The 15,062-nt window shown below is 59.7% G+C and carries 16 protein-coding genes; 1 reads left to right on the top strand and 15 read right to left on the bottom strand.

What is annotated here, in order from left to right:
• On the bottom strand, nt 1-306 hold the full coding sequence (locus tag ACYZUM_RS04490; RefSeq protein ID WP_108182045.1) for an STAS domain-containing protein: 306 nt from the start codon (nt 304-306) through the stop codon (nt 1-3).
• Nucleotides 307-524: 218 nt separating this feature from the next.
• Between ACYZUM_RS04490 and ACYZUM_RS04485 the strand changes: the two genes are divergently transcribed.
• Nucleotides 525-878, top strand: coding sequence for a hypothetical protein (locus ACYZUM_RS04485; protein WP_108182044.1), 354 nt, complete (start codon nt 525-527; stop codon nt 876-878).
• A 37-nt stretch (nt 879-915) separates the two neighbouring features.
• Here the strand turns inward: ACYZUM_RS04485 and fliJ are convergent, their stop codons facing one another.
• The 14 genes from fliJ to ACYZUM_RS04415 all read right to left on the bottom strand — a co-directional run bounded on the left by fliJ (nt 916) and on the right by ACYZUM_RS04415 (nt 14,851).
• Nucleotides 916-1,365 carry a flagellar export protein FliJ gene (gene fliJ, locus ACYZUM_RS04480; protein ID WP_108182043.1) on the bottom strand — a complete coding sequence of 150 codons (450 nt, stop codon included), beginning with the start codon at nt 1,363-1,365 and terminating at the stop codon, nt 916-918.
• Between the two features lie 6 nt (nt 1,366-1,371).
• Complete coding sequence (fliI, locus tag ACYZUM_RS04475; protein ID WP_047292537.1) at nt 1,372-2,730, bottom strand: flagellar protein export ATPase FliI; 1,359 nt, start codon at nt 2,728-2,730, stop codon at nt 1,372-1,374.
• The gene (gene fliH, locus ACYZUM_RS04470) at nt 2,720-3,526 is read right to left on the bottom strand and encodes a flagellar assembly protein FliH (protein WP_108182042.1); all 807 of its coding nucleotides are present in this window, start codon (nt 3,524-3,526) and stop codon (nt 2,720-2,722) included. The genes fliI and fliH overlap by 11 nt, the downstream gene beginning before the upstream one ends.
• Before the next feature lie 4 nt (nt 3,527-3,530).
• Nucleotides 3,531-4,550 carry a flagellar motor switch protein FliG gene (gene fliG, locus ACYZUM_RS04465; RefSeq protein ID WP_007920042.1) on the bottom strand — a complete coding sequence of 340 codons (1,020 nt, stop codon included), beginning with the start codon at nt 4,548-4,550 and terminating at the stop codon, nt 3,531-3,533.
• Nucleotides 4,543-6,330: a flagellar basal-body MS-ring/collar protein FliF gene (fliF, locus tag ACYZUM_RS04460; RefSeq protein ID WP_027614236.1), complete on the bottom strand. Its 1,788-nt coding sequence runs from the start codon at nt 6,328-6,330 to the stop codon at nt 4,543-4,545. Before fliF ends, fliG begins: the two co-directional genes overlap by 8 nt.
• A 15-nt stretch (nt 6,331-6,345) precedes the next feature.
• Nucleotides 6,346-6,675 (bottom strand): flagellar hook-basal body complex protein FliE, encoded by a 330-nt coding sequence (fliE, locus tag ACYZUM_RS04455; protein ID WP_003222869.1) that lies wholly within the window; start codon nt 6,673-6,675, stop codon nt 6,346-6,348.
• Between the two features lie 127 nt (nt 6,676-6,802).
• Complete coding sequence (locus tag ACYZUM_RS04450; RefSeq protein WP_108182041.1) at nt 6,803-8,194, bottom strand: sigma-54-dependent transcriptional regulator; 1,392 nt, start codon at nt 8,192-8,194, stop codon at nt 6,803-6,805.
• Between the two features lie 5 nt (nt 8,195-8,199).
• The gene (locus ACYZUM_RS04445; protein WP_179294989.1) at nt 8,200-9,393 is read right to left on the bottom strand and encodes a sensor histidine kinase; all 1,194 of its coding nucleotides are present in this window, start codon (nt 9,391-9,393) and stop codon (nt 8,200-8,202) included.
• A gap of 125 nt (nt 9,394-9,518) precedes the next feature.
• Nucleotides 9,519-10,994, bottom strand: a complete 1,476-nt coding sequence (locus ACYZUM_RS04440; RefSeq protein WP_108182040.1) for a sigma-54 dependent transcriptional regulator — start codon at nt 10,992-10,994, stop codon at nt 9,519-9,521.
• A gap of 172 nt (nt 10,995-11,166) precedes the next feature.
• On the bottom strand, nt 11,167-11,463 hold the full coding sequence (gene fliT, locus ACYZUM_RS04435; RefSeq protein ID WP_041073003.1) for a flagellar protein FliT: 297 nt from the start codon (nt 11,461-11,463) through the stop codon (nt 11,167-11,169).
• Between the two features lie 11 nt (nt 11,464-11,474).
• Nucleotides 11,475-11,873: a flagellar export chaperone FliS gene (fliS, locus tag ACYZUM_RS04430; RefSeq protein ID WP_027614233.1), complete on the bottom strand. Its 399-nt coding sequence runs from the start codon at nt 11,871-11,873 to the stop codon at nt 11,475-11,477.
• A 129-nt stretch (nt 11,874-12,002) separates the two neighbouring features.
• Nucleotides 12,003-13,475 (bottom strand): flagellar filament capping protein FliD, encoded by a 1,473-nt coding sequence (gene fliD, locus ACYZUM_RS04425; RefSeq protein WP_047292526.1) that lies wholly within the window; start codon nt 13,473-13,475, stop codon nt 12,003-12,005.
• An 83-nt stretch (nt 13,476-13,558) separates the two neighbouring features.
• The gene (locus tag ACYZUM_RS04420) at nt 13,559-13,918 is read right to left on the bottom strand and encodes a flagellar protein FlaG (RefSeq protein ID WP_047292524.1); all 360 of its coding nucleotides are present in this window, start codon (nt 13,916-13,918) and stop codon (nt 13,559-13,561) included.
• A gap of 72 nt (nt 13,919-13,990) precedes the next feature.
• On the bottom strand, nt 13,991-14,851 hold the full coding sequence (locus ACYZUM_RS04415; protein ID WP_007958307.1) for a flagellin domain-containing protein: 861 nt from the start codon (nt 14,849-14,851) through the stop codon (nt 13,991-13,993).
• Between the last annotated feature and the right edge of the window lie 211 nt (nt 14,852-15,062).

Below are 15,062 nucleotides of genomic sequence, written 5' to 3'. Positions count from 1 at the left end.
TCAACTGATGTCGAACAGTTTGTCGAAGTTGGAGATGGCGAGAATCTTGCGCACGTCGGAGTTGCTGTTGACCACCCGCACGTCCGAGTCGTCGCCGCCGGCGTGATCGCGCAGCAGGAGCAGCATGCCCAGCGCGGAGCTGTCGAGGTAGGTGGCGTCCTTCAGATCGACCACGATGGAGTCAGGCTTGCGGTTAAGCCGCTCATAGGCCTCGCGAAATTCCTGATGGCGCCCGAAATCGAACCGCCCCCTGACCGAAATCGTCAGTTTTTGACCATCCGGAGAGACTTCTGTAACGACAGACATTGACTGGCTTCCTTGTCATTGACGAACGTGTACAAGGTTTAGCACTTGGTAGAGCGGCCAGCAACCCGATTGCAGCAACAAATAACCATGGATTCGTTTGCGCCCGCTGAGCGCACCGTTCGTCGTAACTGTCAGATCTGTCAGTGTGCGCAATGACTATCCAAACCCATCATCAAGTGGCAGCAAAATCGCTGCGCTCGAATCGAAGGATATGACTCATGGGCTCGTCAAAAGAAACCTACCCAGCGCCACACCTGAAAAACACAGTGTCGCCCACCCGGATCAGCCATGCAGAGTATGAACGAGGCGAAGCCATTGTTATGGCGCGATACCGTACAGAGCTACACGACGAAGTCACATTTGTCTTTGACGCTGACGGGAATGTGCACTACGAAAAACTCGCCAAAGTTTCTTCCACGGGAGTTACGAATGGGGAAGTTGGCACGAAAATCAACTCGGTCGACGATTGGGAACTAGTGGGAAAAACGGTCAGTGTGTACTTCACCGTAAGACGTAAATCAATCACGCTGGGTCAATCCAAGGCATTCACGTTCAGCGTGTCAGCCGCTTGATTCAAGATATCGTTTAAAGCGGTACTGCCGCGTCGCATCAGTATGGATCGTGCCGCGGCAAACGCTGCGACAACTCATCCAGCAACCTCTGCTCTCGCTTGTCTTCGAGGCGTTGCGCCTCTTCGCGGTAGCGCTGCACCAGTTTGCGCAGGCCTTCGACCTTGGCGAACGCCTGCTGCCAGGCGTCTCGCGCCTTGATCAGGTTGTTCTGGTGCCAGACCAGGCTTTGCCGCTGCTGGTCGATCGCGGTGTCCAGTTGCGCCAGAAAGCCGTGATAACCCAGCAACCATTGCCCGGAAACCCCGTCGCTGCCGCGTACGATCCACTGTTCTTGATAATCCAGACGAAAGGCATCGAGGTCGGCGAGTTTGCTTTCAGCCACCTTGACCTGGCCCTGAAAGTATCCCAGACGCTGGACGGCCGTTTTTTCGGCCTGTTCGGCCATTTCCACCACCGGTGCCAGACGTGCGGCGCGACTCACGGCCATGGCCGGTTACCCGCCCGCCGCAGGCGCGAACAGGGTTTCCAGATAGGCCTGGCTCTCGCCCATGTTGATCTTGTCGTTCAGCCCCTGCCGCTGGTAGCGGGTCAGTTGCGGCTGCAGATTGATCGCCAGATCGGTCTCGCGGTCACCACCGGCGACGTAAGCGCCGACGCTGATCAGATCGCGGCTCTGCTGATAGCGCGACCACAGCTGTTTGAAGTACTGCGCACGCTGCATGTGTTCCGCCGAAACCACCGCCGGCATCACCCGGCTGATCGAGGCTTCGATGTCGATGGCCGGATAGTGCCCTTCCTCGGCCAGCCGCCGGGACAACACGATATGGCCGTCGAGCACGCCCCGCGCCGAGTCGGCAATCGGGTCCTGCTGGTCATCGCCTTCGGACAACACGGTGTAGAACGCAGTAATCGAACCCCCGCCCTTTTCCGCGTTACCGGCGCGCTCCACCAGTTTCGGCAGTTTGGCGAACACCGAGGGCGGATAACCCTTGGTCGCTGGCGGCTCGCCGATGGCCAGAGCGATTTCCCTCTGAGCCTGAGCGAAACGGGTCAGCGAATCCATCAGCAACAGGACGTTCTTGCCCTTGTCGCGGAAATACTCGGCGATCCGCGTGCAGTACATCGCCGCGCGCAAACGCATCAGCGGCGCATCGTCCGCCGGTGAGGCGACCACCACCGAACGCTTGAGGCCTTCTTCACCGAGGATGTGCTCGATGAACTCCTTAACTTCTCGACCCCGCTCACCGATCAGACCAACGACGATGATGTCGGCCTCGGTGAAGCGGGTCATCATGCCCAGCAGCACCGATTTACCGACACCGGTACCGGCGAACAGGCCCAGACGCTGACCACGCCCGACCGTCAGCAAACCGTTGATGCAACGAATGCCGACATCCAGCGGTTCGTGAATCGGGTCGCGGTTGAGCGGGTTGATTGTCGGGCCGTCCATCGGCACCCAGTCTTCAGCCTTCATCCCGCCCTTGCCGTCCAGCGCCCGTCCGGCACCGTCGAGTACGCGACCGAGCATGCTCATGCCCATCGGCAGACGACCGGTTTCGGCCAGCGGCACCACACGGGCGCCCGGGGCGATGCCGGCGACGCTGCCGACCGGCATCAGGAAGACTTTGCTGCCAGAAAACCCCATGACTTCCGCTTCCACCTGGGACGGGTGATAGCTGTCGTCATTGATCACCAGGCAGCGTGTGCCCATGGCGGCGCGCAAGCCTTCGGCTTCGAGGGTGAGGCCGACCATGCGCAGCAGGCGGCCTTCGAGAATCGGCGCGCCAGCGATGTCAGTGGCGTCGGCATAGGTGCTGAGGCGCTTGGCGAAACTGGTGCGTTCAAGGCGCATCGGGGATGTCCGCGAGCGGCTCTTCAGGCGCAGCCGCCAGTTGGCTTTCTTCAGGAATGTCCAGACTCAGATCCGGCGCAGCCGGGTGCAGAGACTGTTCGTGCAATTGGTCAAACAGCTTGCCCATGACCTGGGTGATGCGGGTTTCAATGCTCGCGTCGATGCGGCTGTGCGCGGTTTCAACCCGGCAACCACCGGGCATCAGCGACTCGTCCTCGACGATGCGCCAGGTTTCCTCATGGCGTTCGCGCAAGGCCTTGGCCTGTTCGAAGTCCTGCGGATTGACGTACAGGCGCACGTTGTCCACGCCCAACGGCAGCAACTTGAGCGCGTCGCGCATGACGTGTTCGATCTGGCTGGAATCGATCGCCAGTTCGCGCTTGATCACCTGTCTGGTGATGTGTTGCACAAGGTCGACCAGCGACTTTTCGATCTGCGTGTCTTGCTCGGCAATCGGCTCGAACAAATGGGTCATCAGTTGCTCGAGGCTGGCCAGTTTCGCCGCCAGCGCCACTTCGGCTTCCTGACGCACCTTGAGCGTGGCGCTGTGAAAACCTTCCTTCTCACCGATGCCAAAGCCCTCGTTGTAGGCCTCCTGACGGATGCTTTCGAGTTCTTCCAGGGTCAGTGGCTGGACTTCCTCCAGCGGCACTTCTTCCATTTCCGGCGGTTCGGGCTCCGGCTCCGGCTCGGGTTCCGGTTTCGGCGGATCGAAGCTGGGCAGTGCCCAGGATTCGAAACCACGGACATCGCGGGCGCGGATCAGATCCGTCACTGACTCGTCATGCTTGTCCATGGGCTTAGATCATTTCCTCGCCGCCCTTGCCACCGAGCACGATTTCGCCGGCTTCGGCCATGCGACGGGCAATGGTGAGGATTTCTTTCTGCGCGGTTTCCACGTCGCTGACGCGCACCGGGCCTTTGGCTTCGAGGTCGTCGCGCAACAGTTCGGCGGCACGCTTGGACATGTTCTTGAAGATCTTCTCCTTGACGCCTTCGTCCGAACCCTTGAGGGCCAGCACCAGCACGTCGGAGGATACTTCGCGCAACAGCGCCTGGATGCCGCGGTCGTCGACGTCGGCGAGGTTGTTGAACACGAACATGAGGTCTTCGATCTGACCGGACAGGTCTTCGTCGACTTCGCGGATCGAGTCCATGAGCTGGCCTTCGATCGAGCTGTCGAGGAAGTTCATGATGTCCGCCGCACGCTTGATGCCACCCAGGGTGGTGCGCGAGGCATTCGAGTTGCCGGAGAACTGCTTCTCGAGAATCTGGTTCAGCTCTTTCAGCGCAGCCGGTTGCACGGTGTTCAGCGACGAAACGCGCAGGATGATGTCCAGGCGCACCTTGTGGTCAAAGTTGCCGAGCACTTCACCGGCCTGATCCGGGTCGAGGTACGCGACGACGATGGCCTGGATCTGCGGGTGTTCGTAACGGATCACGTCGGCAACCGCGCGCGGCTCCATCCATTTCAGGCTGTCGAGGCCGCTGGTGTTGCCACCGAGCAGGATGCGGTCGATCAGGCCGTTGGCCTTGTCTTCGCCCAAGGCCTGGGTAAGCATTTTGCGCACGTAGTCGTCGGAACCGACGCCGAGGCTGGTCTGGTCGCCGACGATGTCGACGAACTCGCTCATGACCTGCTCGACCTGCTCGCGATGGACGTTGCCCATCTGAGCCATGGCCACACCCACCCGCTGAACCTCTTTCGGGCCCATGTGGCGCAGCACTTGCGCGGCATCGGTCGAACCCAGGGACAGCAGCAGAATTGCAGCTTTGTCGACCTTGTTCAGTTTGACGGTTGCGGCTCGGTTATCACTCATCTGCGTTAATCCACTCTTTCACGACCTGAGCCACGCGACCCGGATCCTCGGCCACCAAGCTCTTGATTGCATTCAGTTGTGCGTCGTACCCCTCGCTCGGGCTCGGCAACAGAATGCTCTGCGGACCACCGAGGCTCACGCGGTCGTTGGCCAGGTCGCCGTCCAGGCCGCCCATGCCACCGAGTTCCACGTCGCTGCCCAGACCGGCCAGCTCCTTGCCTTTGCCGCCGCCGGTGATGTTGTTCAACACCGGACGCAGCACACCAAACACCAGCACCAGGATGAACAACACACCCAGCACTTGTTTGACGATGTCCCAGAACCATGGCTGGGAGTAGAACGGAATATCGGCAACCACTTCACCGCGTTCGGCGGAGAACGGCATGTTGATCACGCTGACGCTGTCGCCACGGCTGGCATCGAAGCCGACCGCGTCCTGCACCAGGCGGGTGAAGCGCGCCAGTTCATCGGCGCTCCACGGTGCGCGGGTGGTTTCCCCGTTGGCTGCATTGACCTTGACCTGATCGTCGACCACTACCGACACCGACAGACGATTCAGGCGACCCTGCTGCTGCTTGGTGTGGCTGATGGAACGGTCGAGTTCGAAGTTCTTGGTGGATTGTTGACGCTTGTCCGCCGGGTACGGTGCGAGCATTGGCTGGCCGGTGGCCGGGTCCATGATCTGCTGACCGTTGGCATCCACCAGTGGCTGACCGGGCTGAATCATGCCGGTAGAGCCCTGCGCACCACCGGTGGTTTGCGGTGCCGAGGCCGGCGCCGGCGGCTGGTTGCTCAGCGCCCCCGGAACACCTTGCGGACCATTGCTGGCGGTGCGTTGCTCATTGACCGACTGCTCGCTGCGCAACGCCGGCTGGTCCGGGTTGAACTGCTCGGCGGTCGATTCGACGGCACTGAAATCGATGTCGGCCGAGACTTCAGCCTTGTAGCGATCGTTGCCCAGTACCGGCTGCAGAATGTTGTGCACGCGCTGGGTGAGCATGCTTTCCATGCGGCGGCTGTAATCGAACTGCTTGCCGGCCATGGTCATTTCGGAGTTCTCCGCCTGATCGGAGAGCAGATTGCCCTTCTGATCGACGACGGTGATCTGCGATTTGCTCAGTTCAGGCACGGACGTCGCCACCAGGTTGATGATCGCCACCACCTGACCCGGCTCCAGCGAACGTCCGGAGTACAACTCGACCAGAACCGAAGCGCTTGGCTTGCGCTCATCACGCACGAACACCGAGCTCTTCGGAATCGCCAGGTGCACGCGGGCGCCCTTGACGTTGTTCAGGCTGGAGATGGTGCGCGCCAGTTCGCCTTCGAGGCCGCGACGGTAACGGGTCGCTTCCATGAACTGGCTGGTGCCCAGACCCTGTTCCTTGTCGAGGATTTCGAAACCGATGTTGCCGTCGCTGGGAGTGACACCAGCGGCCGCGAGTTTCATCCGCGCACGGGACAGGTCGTCAGCCTTGACCAGCAAGGCGCCGGAGTTCGGCTCGACGGTGTAAGGGATGTCGGCGGAGGCCAGGGTATCCATGACCTGCTTGGCGTCCATGCCGGCAAGGCTGCCGTACAACGGACGGTAATCCGGCTGCTGCGACCACAGCACCACGGCAAAGCCAATCGCCACGCTCGCAGCCAGGCCGACCAACAGGCCCACCTGACGCAACATGGTCATCTCGGAGAGGTTTTCCAGAAAGGACAGGCCGAACAGCGGCGGTTTGCCGTCTATCGGGGTGGCCTTGGCCGGAACGTTATCGGCGACTGCTTCTGCCATGACTCAATCTCGTCCTTAAACCGGCATCTGCATGATGTCTTGATAAGCCTGAACCAGTTTGTTGCGCACCTGGGTCAGAGCCTGGAACGACACGCTGGCTTTCTGCGAGGCGATCATCACGTCGGTCAGGTCAACGCCGCTTTTGCCGATTTCAAATGCGTTGGCCAACTGAGTCGAGGCCTGCTGGGTATCGCTGACTTTGTTGATGGCCTGACCGAGCATGTCGGAAAAGCTGCTGCCTGCCAGTTCAGGGACGGCGGCAGTCGATTTCGGCGTGGCCATGGCGTCCATTTTCATGGCCTTCATGTCCATCATCAACCGATTAAATTCAATACCTTGGCTCATGGTCTACTCTCTTGGGCGGCCCGCAATTTTTTGACACTCACTCGGCGGGTACACAGGTATTAGCAACAAGGGTGCCAGCTATCGGGCAGCCTTTCAGAAAAGCACTTTCAAACATTCGCGCCAGCGCTCAGGTTGCGAACAGATAGCCTTCGACGTCCATCCCGGCATCGCGCATTTGCGCCAGCTTGTAGCGCAGGGTTCGCGGGCTGATACCGAGCTTTTCCGCGGCTTCCTTGCGCCGGCCGCGTTCGGTGCGCAGGGTATCGATGATCATCTGAAACTCCCGACGCCGCAGGTCATCGCCCAGCGCACCGGCGGATTCAGCCTCGACTTCGATCTCGCGCACCAGCGGCTGCACCGGCGCGACGGACGGCGCAGCACTGAACGTCACCGCGCCCGTCAGGCAGAAATCCTGCGGCTGGATCAAACCGCCCTGCTGCAGAATCAGCGCCCGTTGAATGGCGTTATCCAGCTCACGGACATTGCCCGGCCATGGGTAACCGATGAGGCAAGCCTTGGCTTCCGGCGACAGTTTCGCCGGTGCGTGCTTCATTTTATTGACGTGTTTGTTCAGCAACCGCTCGGCCAGCGGCAAGATATCGGCAGTGCGCTCGCGAAGTGGACGCCACGCCAGAGGGAAAACCGACAGACGGTAAAAAAGGTCTTCACGGAAGCGCCCCGCCGCCACTTCGCCGGCCAGATCACGGTTGGTGGTCGCGACCACGCGAATATCCAGCGCGATCGGCTTGCGCGCCCCCACACGCTCGACTTCACGCTCCTGCAGCACCCGCAGCAACTTGGCCTGCAGGCCCAGAGGCATCTCGGAAATCTCGTCGAGCAGAAGGGTGCCGCCATCGGCTTGTTCGAATTTGCCGGGCTGCGCCGCAATGGCGCCGGTGAACGAGCCCTTCTCGTGACCGAACAGCGTGGCCTCAAGCATGTTGTCGGGAATCGCCGCGCAGTTGATCGCGATGAACGGCTGGCTGGCACGATGGGATTGCTGATGAATGTAGCGCGCCAGCACTTCCTTGCCGGTGCCAGACTCGCCGGAGATCAATACCGTGGAATCACTGCGCGCTACCCGCGCCGCCAAGTCGAGCAGTTGCGCACTGGCCGGCTCGACCGCCACCGGCCCGTCGCTATCAGCGACGCTGATACAGCCCAACGCATGCCGCGAAACCAGGTCCAGCAGAGCCTTGGGCTCGAACGGCTTGACCAGATAATCCGCCGCTCCCTGGCGCATCGCATCGACCGCTCGCTCCACCGCGCCGTGTGCGGTCATCAGCAGCACCGGTAGTTGCGGCTGCCGGGCGCGCAACAGTCCAAGCAGTTGATGGCCGTCCATGCCGGGCATGTTGACGTCACTGACCACGAGACTGAACGCTTCGCGCTCGACCGCTTGCAACGCCTCTTCGGCGCTGCCGACGGCATGGTAGTCGTGGCCTGCCAGCAACAGCGTATCGGCCAGCGCTTCGCGCAACGAGCGGTCATCCTCGACCAGCAAAACCTTGATGCCCATGACGTTTACTCAGCTCCCTGTACAGCGGAAAACAGCGGCAGGATCACCTGCGCGCACGTGCCGCGCCCAACCCGCGAACGCAGCCGCAATTCTCCCTGATGTGCCCTCGCCACAGCCTTGACCACGGTCAGGCCGAGCCCGGTGCCGGTGACTTTTGTGGTAAAAAATGGCTCGCCGAGACGCTCGAGCACCACCGGATCTATACCGCTGCCGCTGTCGCTGACGCACAGGCGCAGGCTGTTGTCGCGGGTGTAGCAATGCACTTTCAGGCGCACGTTGCCGTCACTGGCCTGAATCGCGTTTTCGATCAGATTGAGAAGAGCCCCGACCAGCGTGTCGCGGTTGCACAGCAATTCGCCGGCATGACTGTCGCACTGCCAGCGAATAGGCAAGTCCTGCACATGGGTCAACGCTGCCGCTTGCAGCGACTGCATCAAGGCATTGGGGGTGATGCGGTCAGTCAACGGCAACTCGCCGCGGGCGAACACCAGCATGTCACGCACCTGATGCTCCAGCTCGTGCAGGCGCTCTTTGAGGCGTCCGGCAAAGCGCTGCTGGGTCGCGACCGGCAATTCCTGCTCAGTCAAATGACTGGCGTAGAGCAAAGCGGCGGACAACGGCGTGCGGATCTGATGGGCCAGCGAGGCGACCATGCGCCCCAGCGATGACAGACGCTCATGACGCGCCAGTTGATCTTGAAGGTGGCGGGTTTCTGTCAGATCGTTGAGCAGTACCAATTGCCCCGGCTCGGCATCCAGCGAGCGGGTGGCAATCGACAGTCGCCGACCGTTTTTCAGAGAGATTTCATGACCATCATCCTCGCGCGGGGCGAAGCATCGGGCGATCACGTGGCGCCACAATTCGCCTTCCAAAGGCAACCCCAACAACTCGATAGCCGCCGGATTGGCTTCGCGCACCATGCCGTGCCCGTCGATGACGATGACGCCACCGGGCAACAGATCAAGGAGGTTTTGCAGGCGGTTGGCCAAACGTTCTTTTTCGGCCAGCTCCTGCATGCGTTGAGCACTGACCACGGCCAACTCGCCCTTGAGCTCGGTGACCCGGGCTTCAAGCATGCTGTAGGAGTCGGTCAATTGACTGGACATCTGATTGAACAGCGCGAACGCCTGCTCAAGCCCCTGACGGCTCGCCTGCTCTACGGACGACGATTGCCCCTCGGCATTGGAGGCAGAAGACATCTGGGCGTGGGGCATTGTGTTCTCTCGCTTGGCTGACCGTCAGTTAAACGGAACGTTGCGAGGGACGTAGCAATACCCGTGCCTAAAAAAAACCGCTTATAAATGAAGACGTTGAAAAACAGGCGTCAATCATCCGCCTGTTCATCACCTTCGCGCCGGCTCATGCCGTACTTGCGCATCTTCTCCACCAGCGTGGTACGACGAATGCGCAGGCGTTCGGCGGCACGCGCCACAATGCCATTGGCATCGTCCAGTGCCTGCTGGATCAGGCCCTGCTCCAGACCACCGAGGTAGTCTTTGAGGTCCAGACCTTCCGGCGGCAGCAAAGCGTTGGCGGTGAAGTCCGGGGTATGACCGTTGATCGCCACGCGCTCTTCGAGATCGCTGCGCAGACTATCGACCATCTGCTCGTCTTCGTCGTCGACGTAGCGGAATTTCTTCGGCAACTCGACCACGCCGATGACCCCGTACGGATGCATGATCGCCATGCGCTCCACCAGGTTGGCCAGCTCGCGGACGTTGCCCGGCCAGCCGTGACGGCACAGCGACATGATCGCTGCCGAGTTGAAGCGGATCGAACCGCGCTTTTCGTGCTCCATGCGCGAGATCAGTTCGTTCATCAGCAGCGGGATGTCTTCGACGCGCTCACGCAACGGCGCCATCTCGATCGGGAACACATTCAGGCGATAGTAGAGATCTTCGCGGAAGGTGCCGATCTCGATCATGCTTTCGAGATTCTTGTGAGTCGCGGCAATGATGCGCACGTCGACGCTCTGAGTCTTGTTGCTGCCCACACGCTCGAAGGTACGCTCCTGCAGCACGCGCAACAGCTTGACCTGCATCGGCAGCGGCATGTCGCCGATTTCATCGAGGAACAGCGTACCGCCGTTGGCCAGTTCGAAACGCCCGGCCCGGCTGGTGATCGCGCCGGTGAAGGCGCCCTTCTCGTGCCCGAACAGTTCGCTTTCCAGCAGCTCTGCCGGGATCGCCCCGCAGTTGACTGGCACGAATGGCGCGTCGCGACGCTTGGAGTGGTAATGCAGGTTGCGCGCAACCACTTCCTTGCCGGTGCCGGACTCGCCGAGGATCAGCACACTGGCGTCAGTATCGGCCACTTGCTGCATCATCTGACGGACATGCTGGATCGCCCGGCTGGTGCCGACGAGGCTGCGGAACAGGTTGGGTTCGCGATGACGGCCGCGCTCACGGGCCTGGTCGTACATCTCGCGATAGACCTGGGCACGGTGCAGGGAGTCGAGCAGTTTGCTGTAGCTGGGTGGCATTTCCAGCGTCGAAAGCACCCGGCGGCGCTGGTCTTCCGGCAGCTCGGCGGAAGAATTATCGCCCATCAGCAAAACCGGAAGGAACTCATCCCATGTCGAGAGTGTCTTTAACAAGCCCAACAGTGCACCCGGAGCATTTACCGTCCCGATCAGTACACAGATGACTTCACGACTTGATGACAAAGAGCCGACAGCCTGCTGCCAGTCATGGCTGCCGCAGGGTAAATTTTCTTCGCCGAGAAAATTTAAAATCACCGCCAGGTCGCGGCGGCGGACGCTATCGTCATCGATCAGCAGAATTTTGGTTTCACGCCACATGCAATAGCAACTTCCCTAGTCAACTCAATGCCCGAAAAATGGGGCAAGCGAGACGCTTGCAGGACACCTTGTGCCTGTAGACGCCTGAAATCTGAAAACAGCCACTAGTTAAGTCAAAAAACCGTGCACAGTCAAATTTATGGCGCACATGTCTGGATTAACTGGGGGTTAATTAACCAAACAGATGGTAAACCTTTGCCGCCTTTTGCGCTTGGGTGATCTGCGACATCTCGTTGGCTATCGCCTGCCGCTCACCCATCGCCGCCTCCAGAAGCTCCTTGTAGACGTGGAGCAGCTCCTCAAGGTTATTGCGCAAGGCCTCCTCATCCAGCGAGGCCTCGACCATGACGTCTTCCATGCAGGATCGGCAAGCCAGATCCAGCTCGCCAATGGCTTCCCAGTTGCGTTCAGCCAGCGCACTGACCAGCGCTTCACGGGTGTCGGCGATTCGCTGCAATACAAGACTCATGGTGCTCTCCTTCAAAACTGCGGAGCAGGCTCGGGGGCGATGGCATCCCAGCCTTCTTTGACCGTGCTCAGCAAGCCGGCGACCTCATCGAGAATGCGCGGATCGCTGTTGATGTTGGCCTCGGCGAGGCGCTTCATCATGTAGATGTACAGCCCGTCCAGATCGGCCAGTTCATCGGCACACTTTTCCAGGTCCAGACCTTCGCGCAGACCGCTGACAATGCCAATGGCCTTGCTGATCGAGGTGCACTTGCCAGGAATGTCCTTGCGCTCGATGGCACCCTTGGCCTGAGCGATGCGGGCCAGCCCGCCTTCCATCAACATTTGTACCAGACGGTGCGGGCTCGCCTCGGAGGTCTGGGCGTGCGCGCCGACTTTCTGATATTGCCGAAGGGCTAACATTGGATTCATGTTCTACCTCATTGCCACAATGACTCGTATAACCAGTGTATCGCCAACGAATCACAGAACTTTAGATCAAAAGACAAAAACCCGGCGCACGCCGATAAAGCGTAGCCGGGTTTTTGTCGTTCTTGCGGGTTACTTCGCGGATTGCTGAGCGTTCAGCGAGCTGAAGAACGACGTGATGTTACTGGCCGTCGCTTTCATCTGCCCTACCAGCAAGTCCATGGCGTTGTACTTGGCCGTCAACGTCTTGGTCAGGTTGGCCACACGCAAATCCAGCGCCAATTGCTGACTGGTCAGGCTCTTGGTGTTGTTGTTCAGGATGGACATGCGCTGATCAAGCAGGCCTACGGCAGTAGGTGCGCTACCGGCAGGTGCCTTCAGATACGGATCCACCGCCTTGTTCATGCGCGCCAGCAGACCGTTGGTATCGTTAGTCCCGGTGAACATCTGCTGCACCTGGCCAGCCTTCCCGGGCTGAGCCATGGTTTTGGTGAACGCAGCAGTATCAAACGTCAGGTTGCCGGTGTTGCGATCGGTCATCACACCGATCTCCGACAGATAGGACAAAGAACCCTCTGCACCAGCACCAGGAGCTGTCAACTGGCCACGAATGTCGGAGATCAGCGAGCGCGGCAACGAGTCACCGGTAAAAGCGGCCTGCACCGTCAGCTTGCCATCGGCGTCCGGTGTCGCCTTGGACAGGGTGTCGATGGTGGTCTTCAGGGTGTTGTAGGCGTCAACAAACGCCTGAACCGAAGCCTGCAGCCCTTTGGTGTTGGTATCGACGCTGACAACGGTCGGCGTGGCAACGCCACCAACGACAGGGCTGACAGTGGTCAGATTCAGGGTCAGGCCGCTGATTGCACCACTGACCGTGTTACTTTTGCTGGAAACCTGCAGGCCGTCGATGGTCACCTTGGCATCTTGTGCAAGGCCATTGACGTTGCCCGAGGCGCCTGCCGCCGGATTAGTACCCATCGACTGAGTACCGTCGATCTCCAGACCGGCGATCCCGCTGACAGAGAGATCGGTACCCGCGCCAGTCTTGTTGGAGCTGATCACCAGGCGCGAAGCACCACTGCTGTCAGTCACGATGTTGGCAGAAATGCCATTGGCGCCCTGAGCCGTGTTGATCGCATCACGCGTGCTCTGCAAGGTCGCATTGGCCGGGATCGTGACATTGTAATCAGTGCCATTCTGACTGATTTTCAGGGTACCACTCGGAATGGCACTGGCAGCACCGCCGGCGAAAGAAGCGCTGGCAACTTTCGAGCCAGTGGCCAATTGGTTGACAACAACGTTGTAAGTCCCCGACACCGCGGTGTTATCGGAGGTGGCGCCGAGAATCGCTGTGTTGCTCGAGGTCGCCGTGAAGCCGGCAAATGCCGGGTTGGTCTTGCTGCCCAGGTTGGTCATCGCCGTCTGGTACGCGGTCAGCGCACTTTTCAACGTGCCGACACCGGAAATCTTCAGGGTATTGGTCTTGGTCGCGGAATCGATCTGCGTCTGTTTCGGCGACTTGTCGGCGTTGACCAGCGCGGTCACGATCGCGCCGATGTCCAGGCCGGAACCCAGTCCGGAACCCGGTAGAATTGGACTTGCCATGTGCATCTCCCTTCAGATTGTTGCCAGACTTTTGACCCATCCAGGCGTCATTCAAGAAAGACAAACACTATTCATGCCAGCTATCAGACTTTGGCGTCGAACAACACATGGCTTGCGTTGGCGAGGCTGTCTGCGAGCTTGAGTGCTTCGGCGGAGGGGATCTGGCGTACGACCTCACCCGTCTCGCTTGCGATCACCTTGACGATGACCTTGCCAGAGTGCTCGTCGATCGAGAACTCCAGGTTACGCTTGATCGATTGAACGAACTTCTCGATCTCTTGCACGGCCAGCTTCAACTTGGCGTCATCCGTTTGCTGACTTTTCCTGTCAGCGACCGGAGCGTCGGCCGATGCAACTTTTGGCGTCTCCGACGGCTTGTCAGCAACAGGTGTCGCTGGCTTGGGAGCCGGATAAGACACGTTAAGCTTTACGCTCATGTCCATGCTCATCACCTCCTAACGTAAAAAAGCGAGAGAGCGCGACCAGCGCACCCTCCCGCCCAAACTCATTCCGAATTACTGAAGCAGCTTCAGTACAGCGGAAGGCAGTTGGTTGGCTTGAGCCAGAACAGAGGTCGAAGCCTGTTGCAGGGTTTGCTGCTTGGTCAGGTTAGCAGTCTCTGCGGCGAAGTCGGTATCTTGTACGCGACCTTGTGCAGCAGTGGTGTTCTCGGTGATGTTCTGCAAGTTCTGGATGGTGCTGGTCAGACGGTTTTGCGAAGCACCCAGGCTGGCACGAGTTGCACCGATTGCAGCGATAGCGGCGTCGATTGCAGTGATCGCGTTGTCGATGTTCTGCGAAGCAGAACCAGCGCCAGTACCGGTGGTACCGGTCAGAACTACAGTACCGCTACCTACGGACAGGCTGACGGCGTCGAACTTGGAGCTCAGTACCAGGTCGATGTGGTTAGCCGAACCGGTGTTTGCGCCAACTTGCAGGGTCACAGTACCAGCCGAACCGTCCAGCAGGTTTTTGCCGTTCAGGTTGGTAGCAGCCGAGATACGGGTGATTTCGTCAGACATCTGAGCGAATTCAGCGTTGGTTGCGGTCTGGTCAGCAGTGCCGTTGGTGCCGTTACGTGCTTTAACAGCCAGTTCACGCATACGCTGCAGGATGTCGGTCGAAGCTTGCAGAGCGCCTTCAGCGGTCTGAGCAACGGAGATACCGTCGTTGGCGTTCTGGATGGCTTGGGTGTTACCACGGATCTGCGAAGACATACGGTTCGAGATCTGCAGGCCAGCAGCGTCGTCTTTAGCGCTGTTGATTTTCAGGCCGGAAGACAGGCGCTGCATCGAAGTCGACAGAGCGTCGGAAGCGCGGTTCAGGTTCTTTTGAACGTTCAGCGACGTGGTGTTGGTGTTTACTGTTAAAGCCATGACGAATTCCTCGTTGGTTGGGTACTGCGGCTTCCGGCCCTGGCAACCGCCTGGAATGGCCTAGAGAACCTTCGTAATAGTTATCGTCGGGTTGGCAGGTTGCTTGAGGGCTTTTTGAAAAAAATTTGCCATCACCCTGCCACCCCCGAGAAAACAAGGGCTTAGCGCCCCCACCTGCGAAAAAATGACGCCATAAAACCGACCCGCACGC

The sequence above is a fragment of the Pseudomonas sp. m6p genome (genome assembly GCF_055760375.1).
This window is presented reverse-complemented; position numbering and strand designations above follow the sequence as displayed.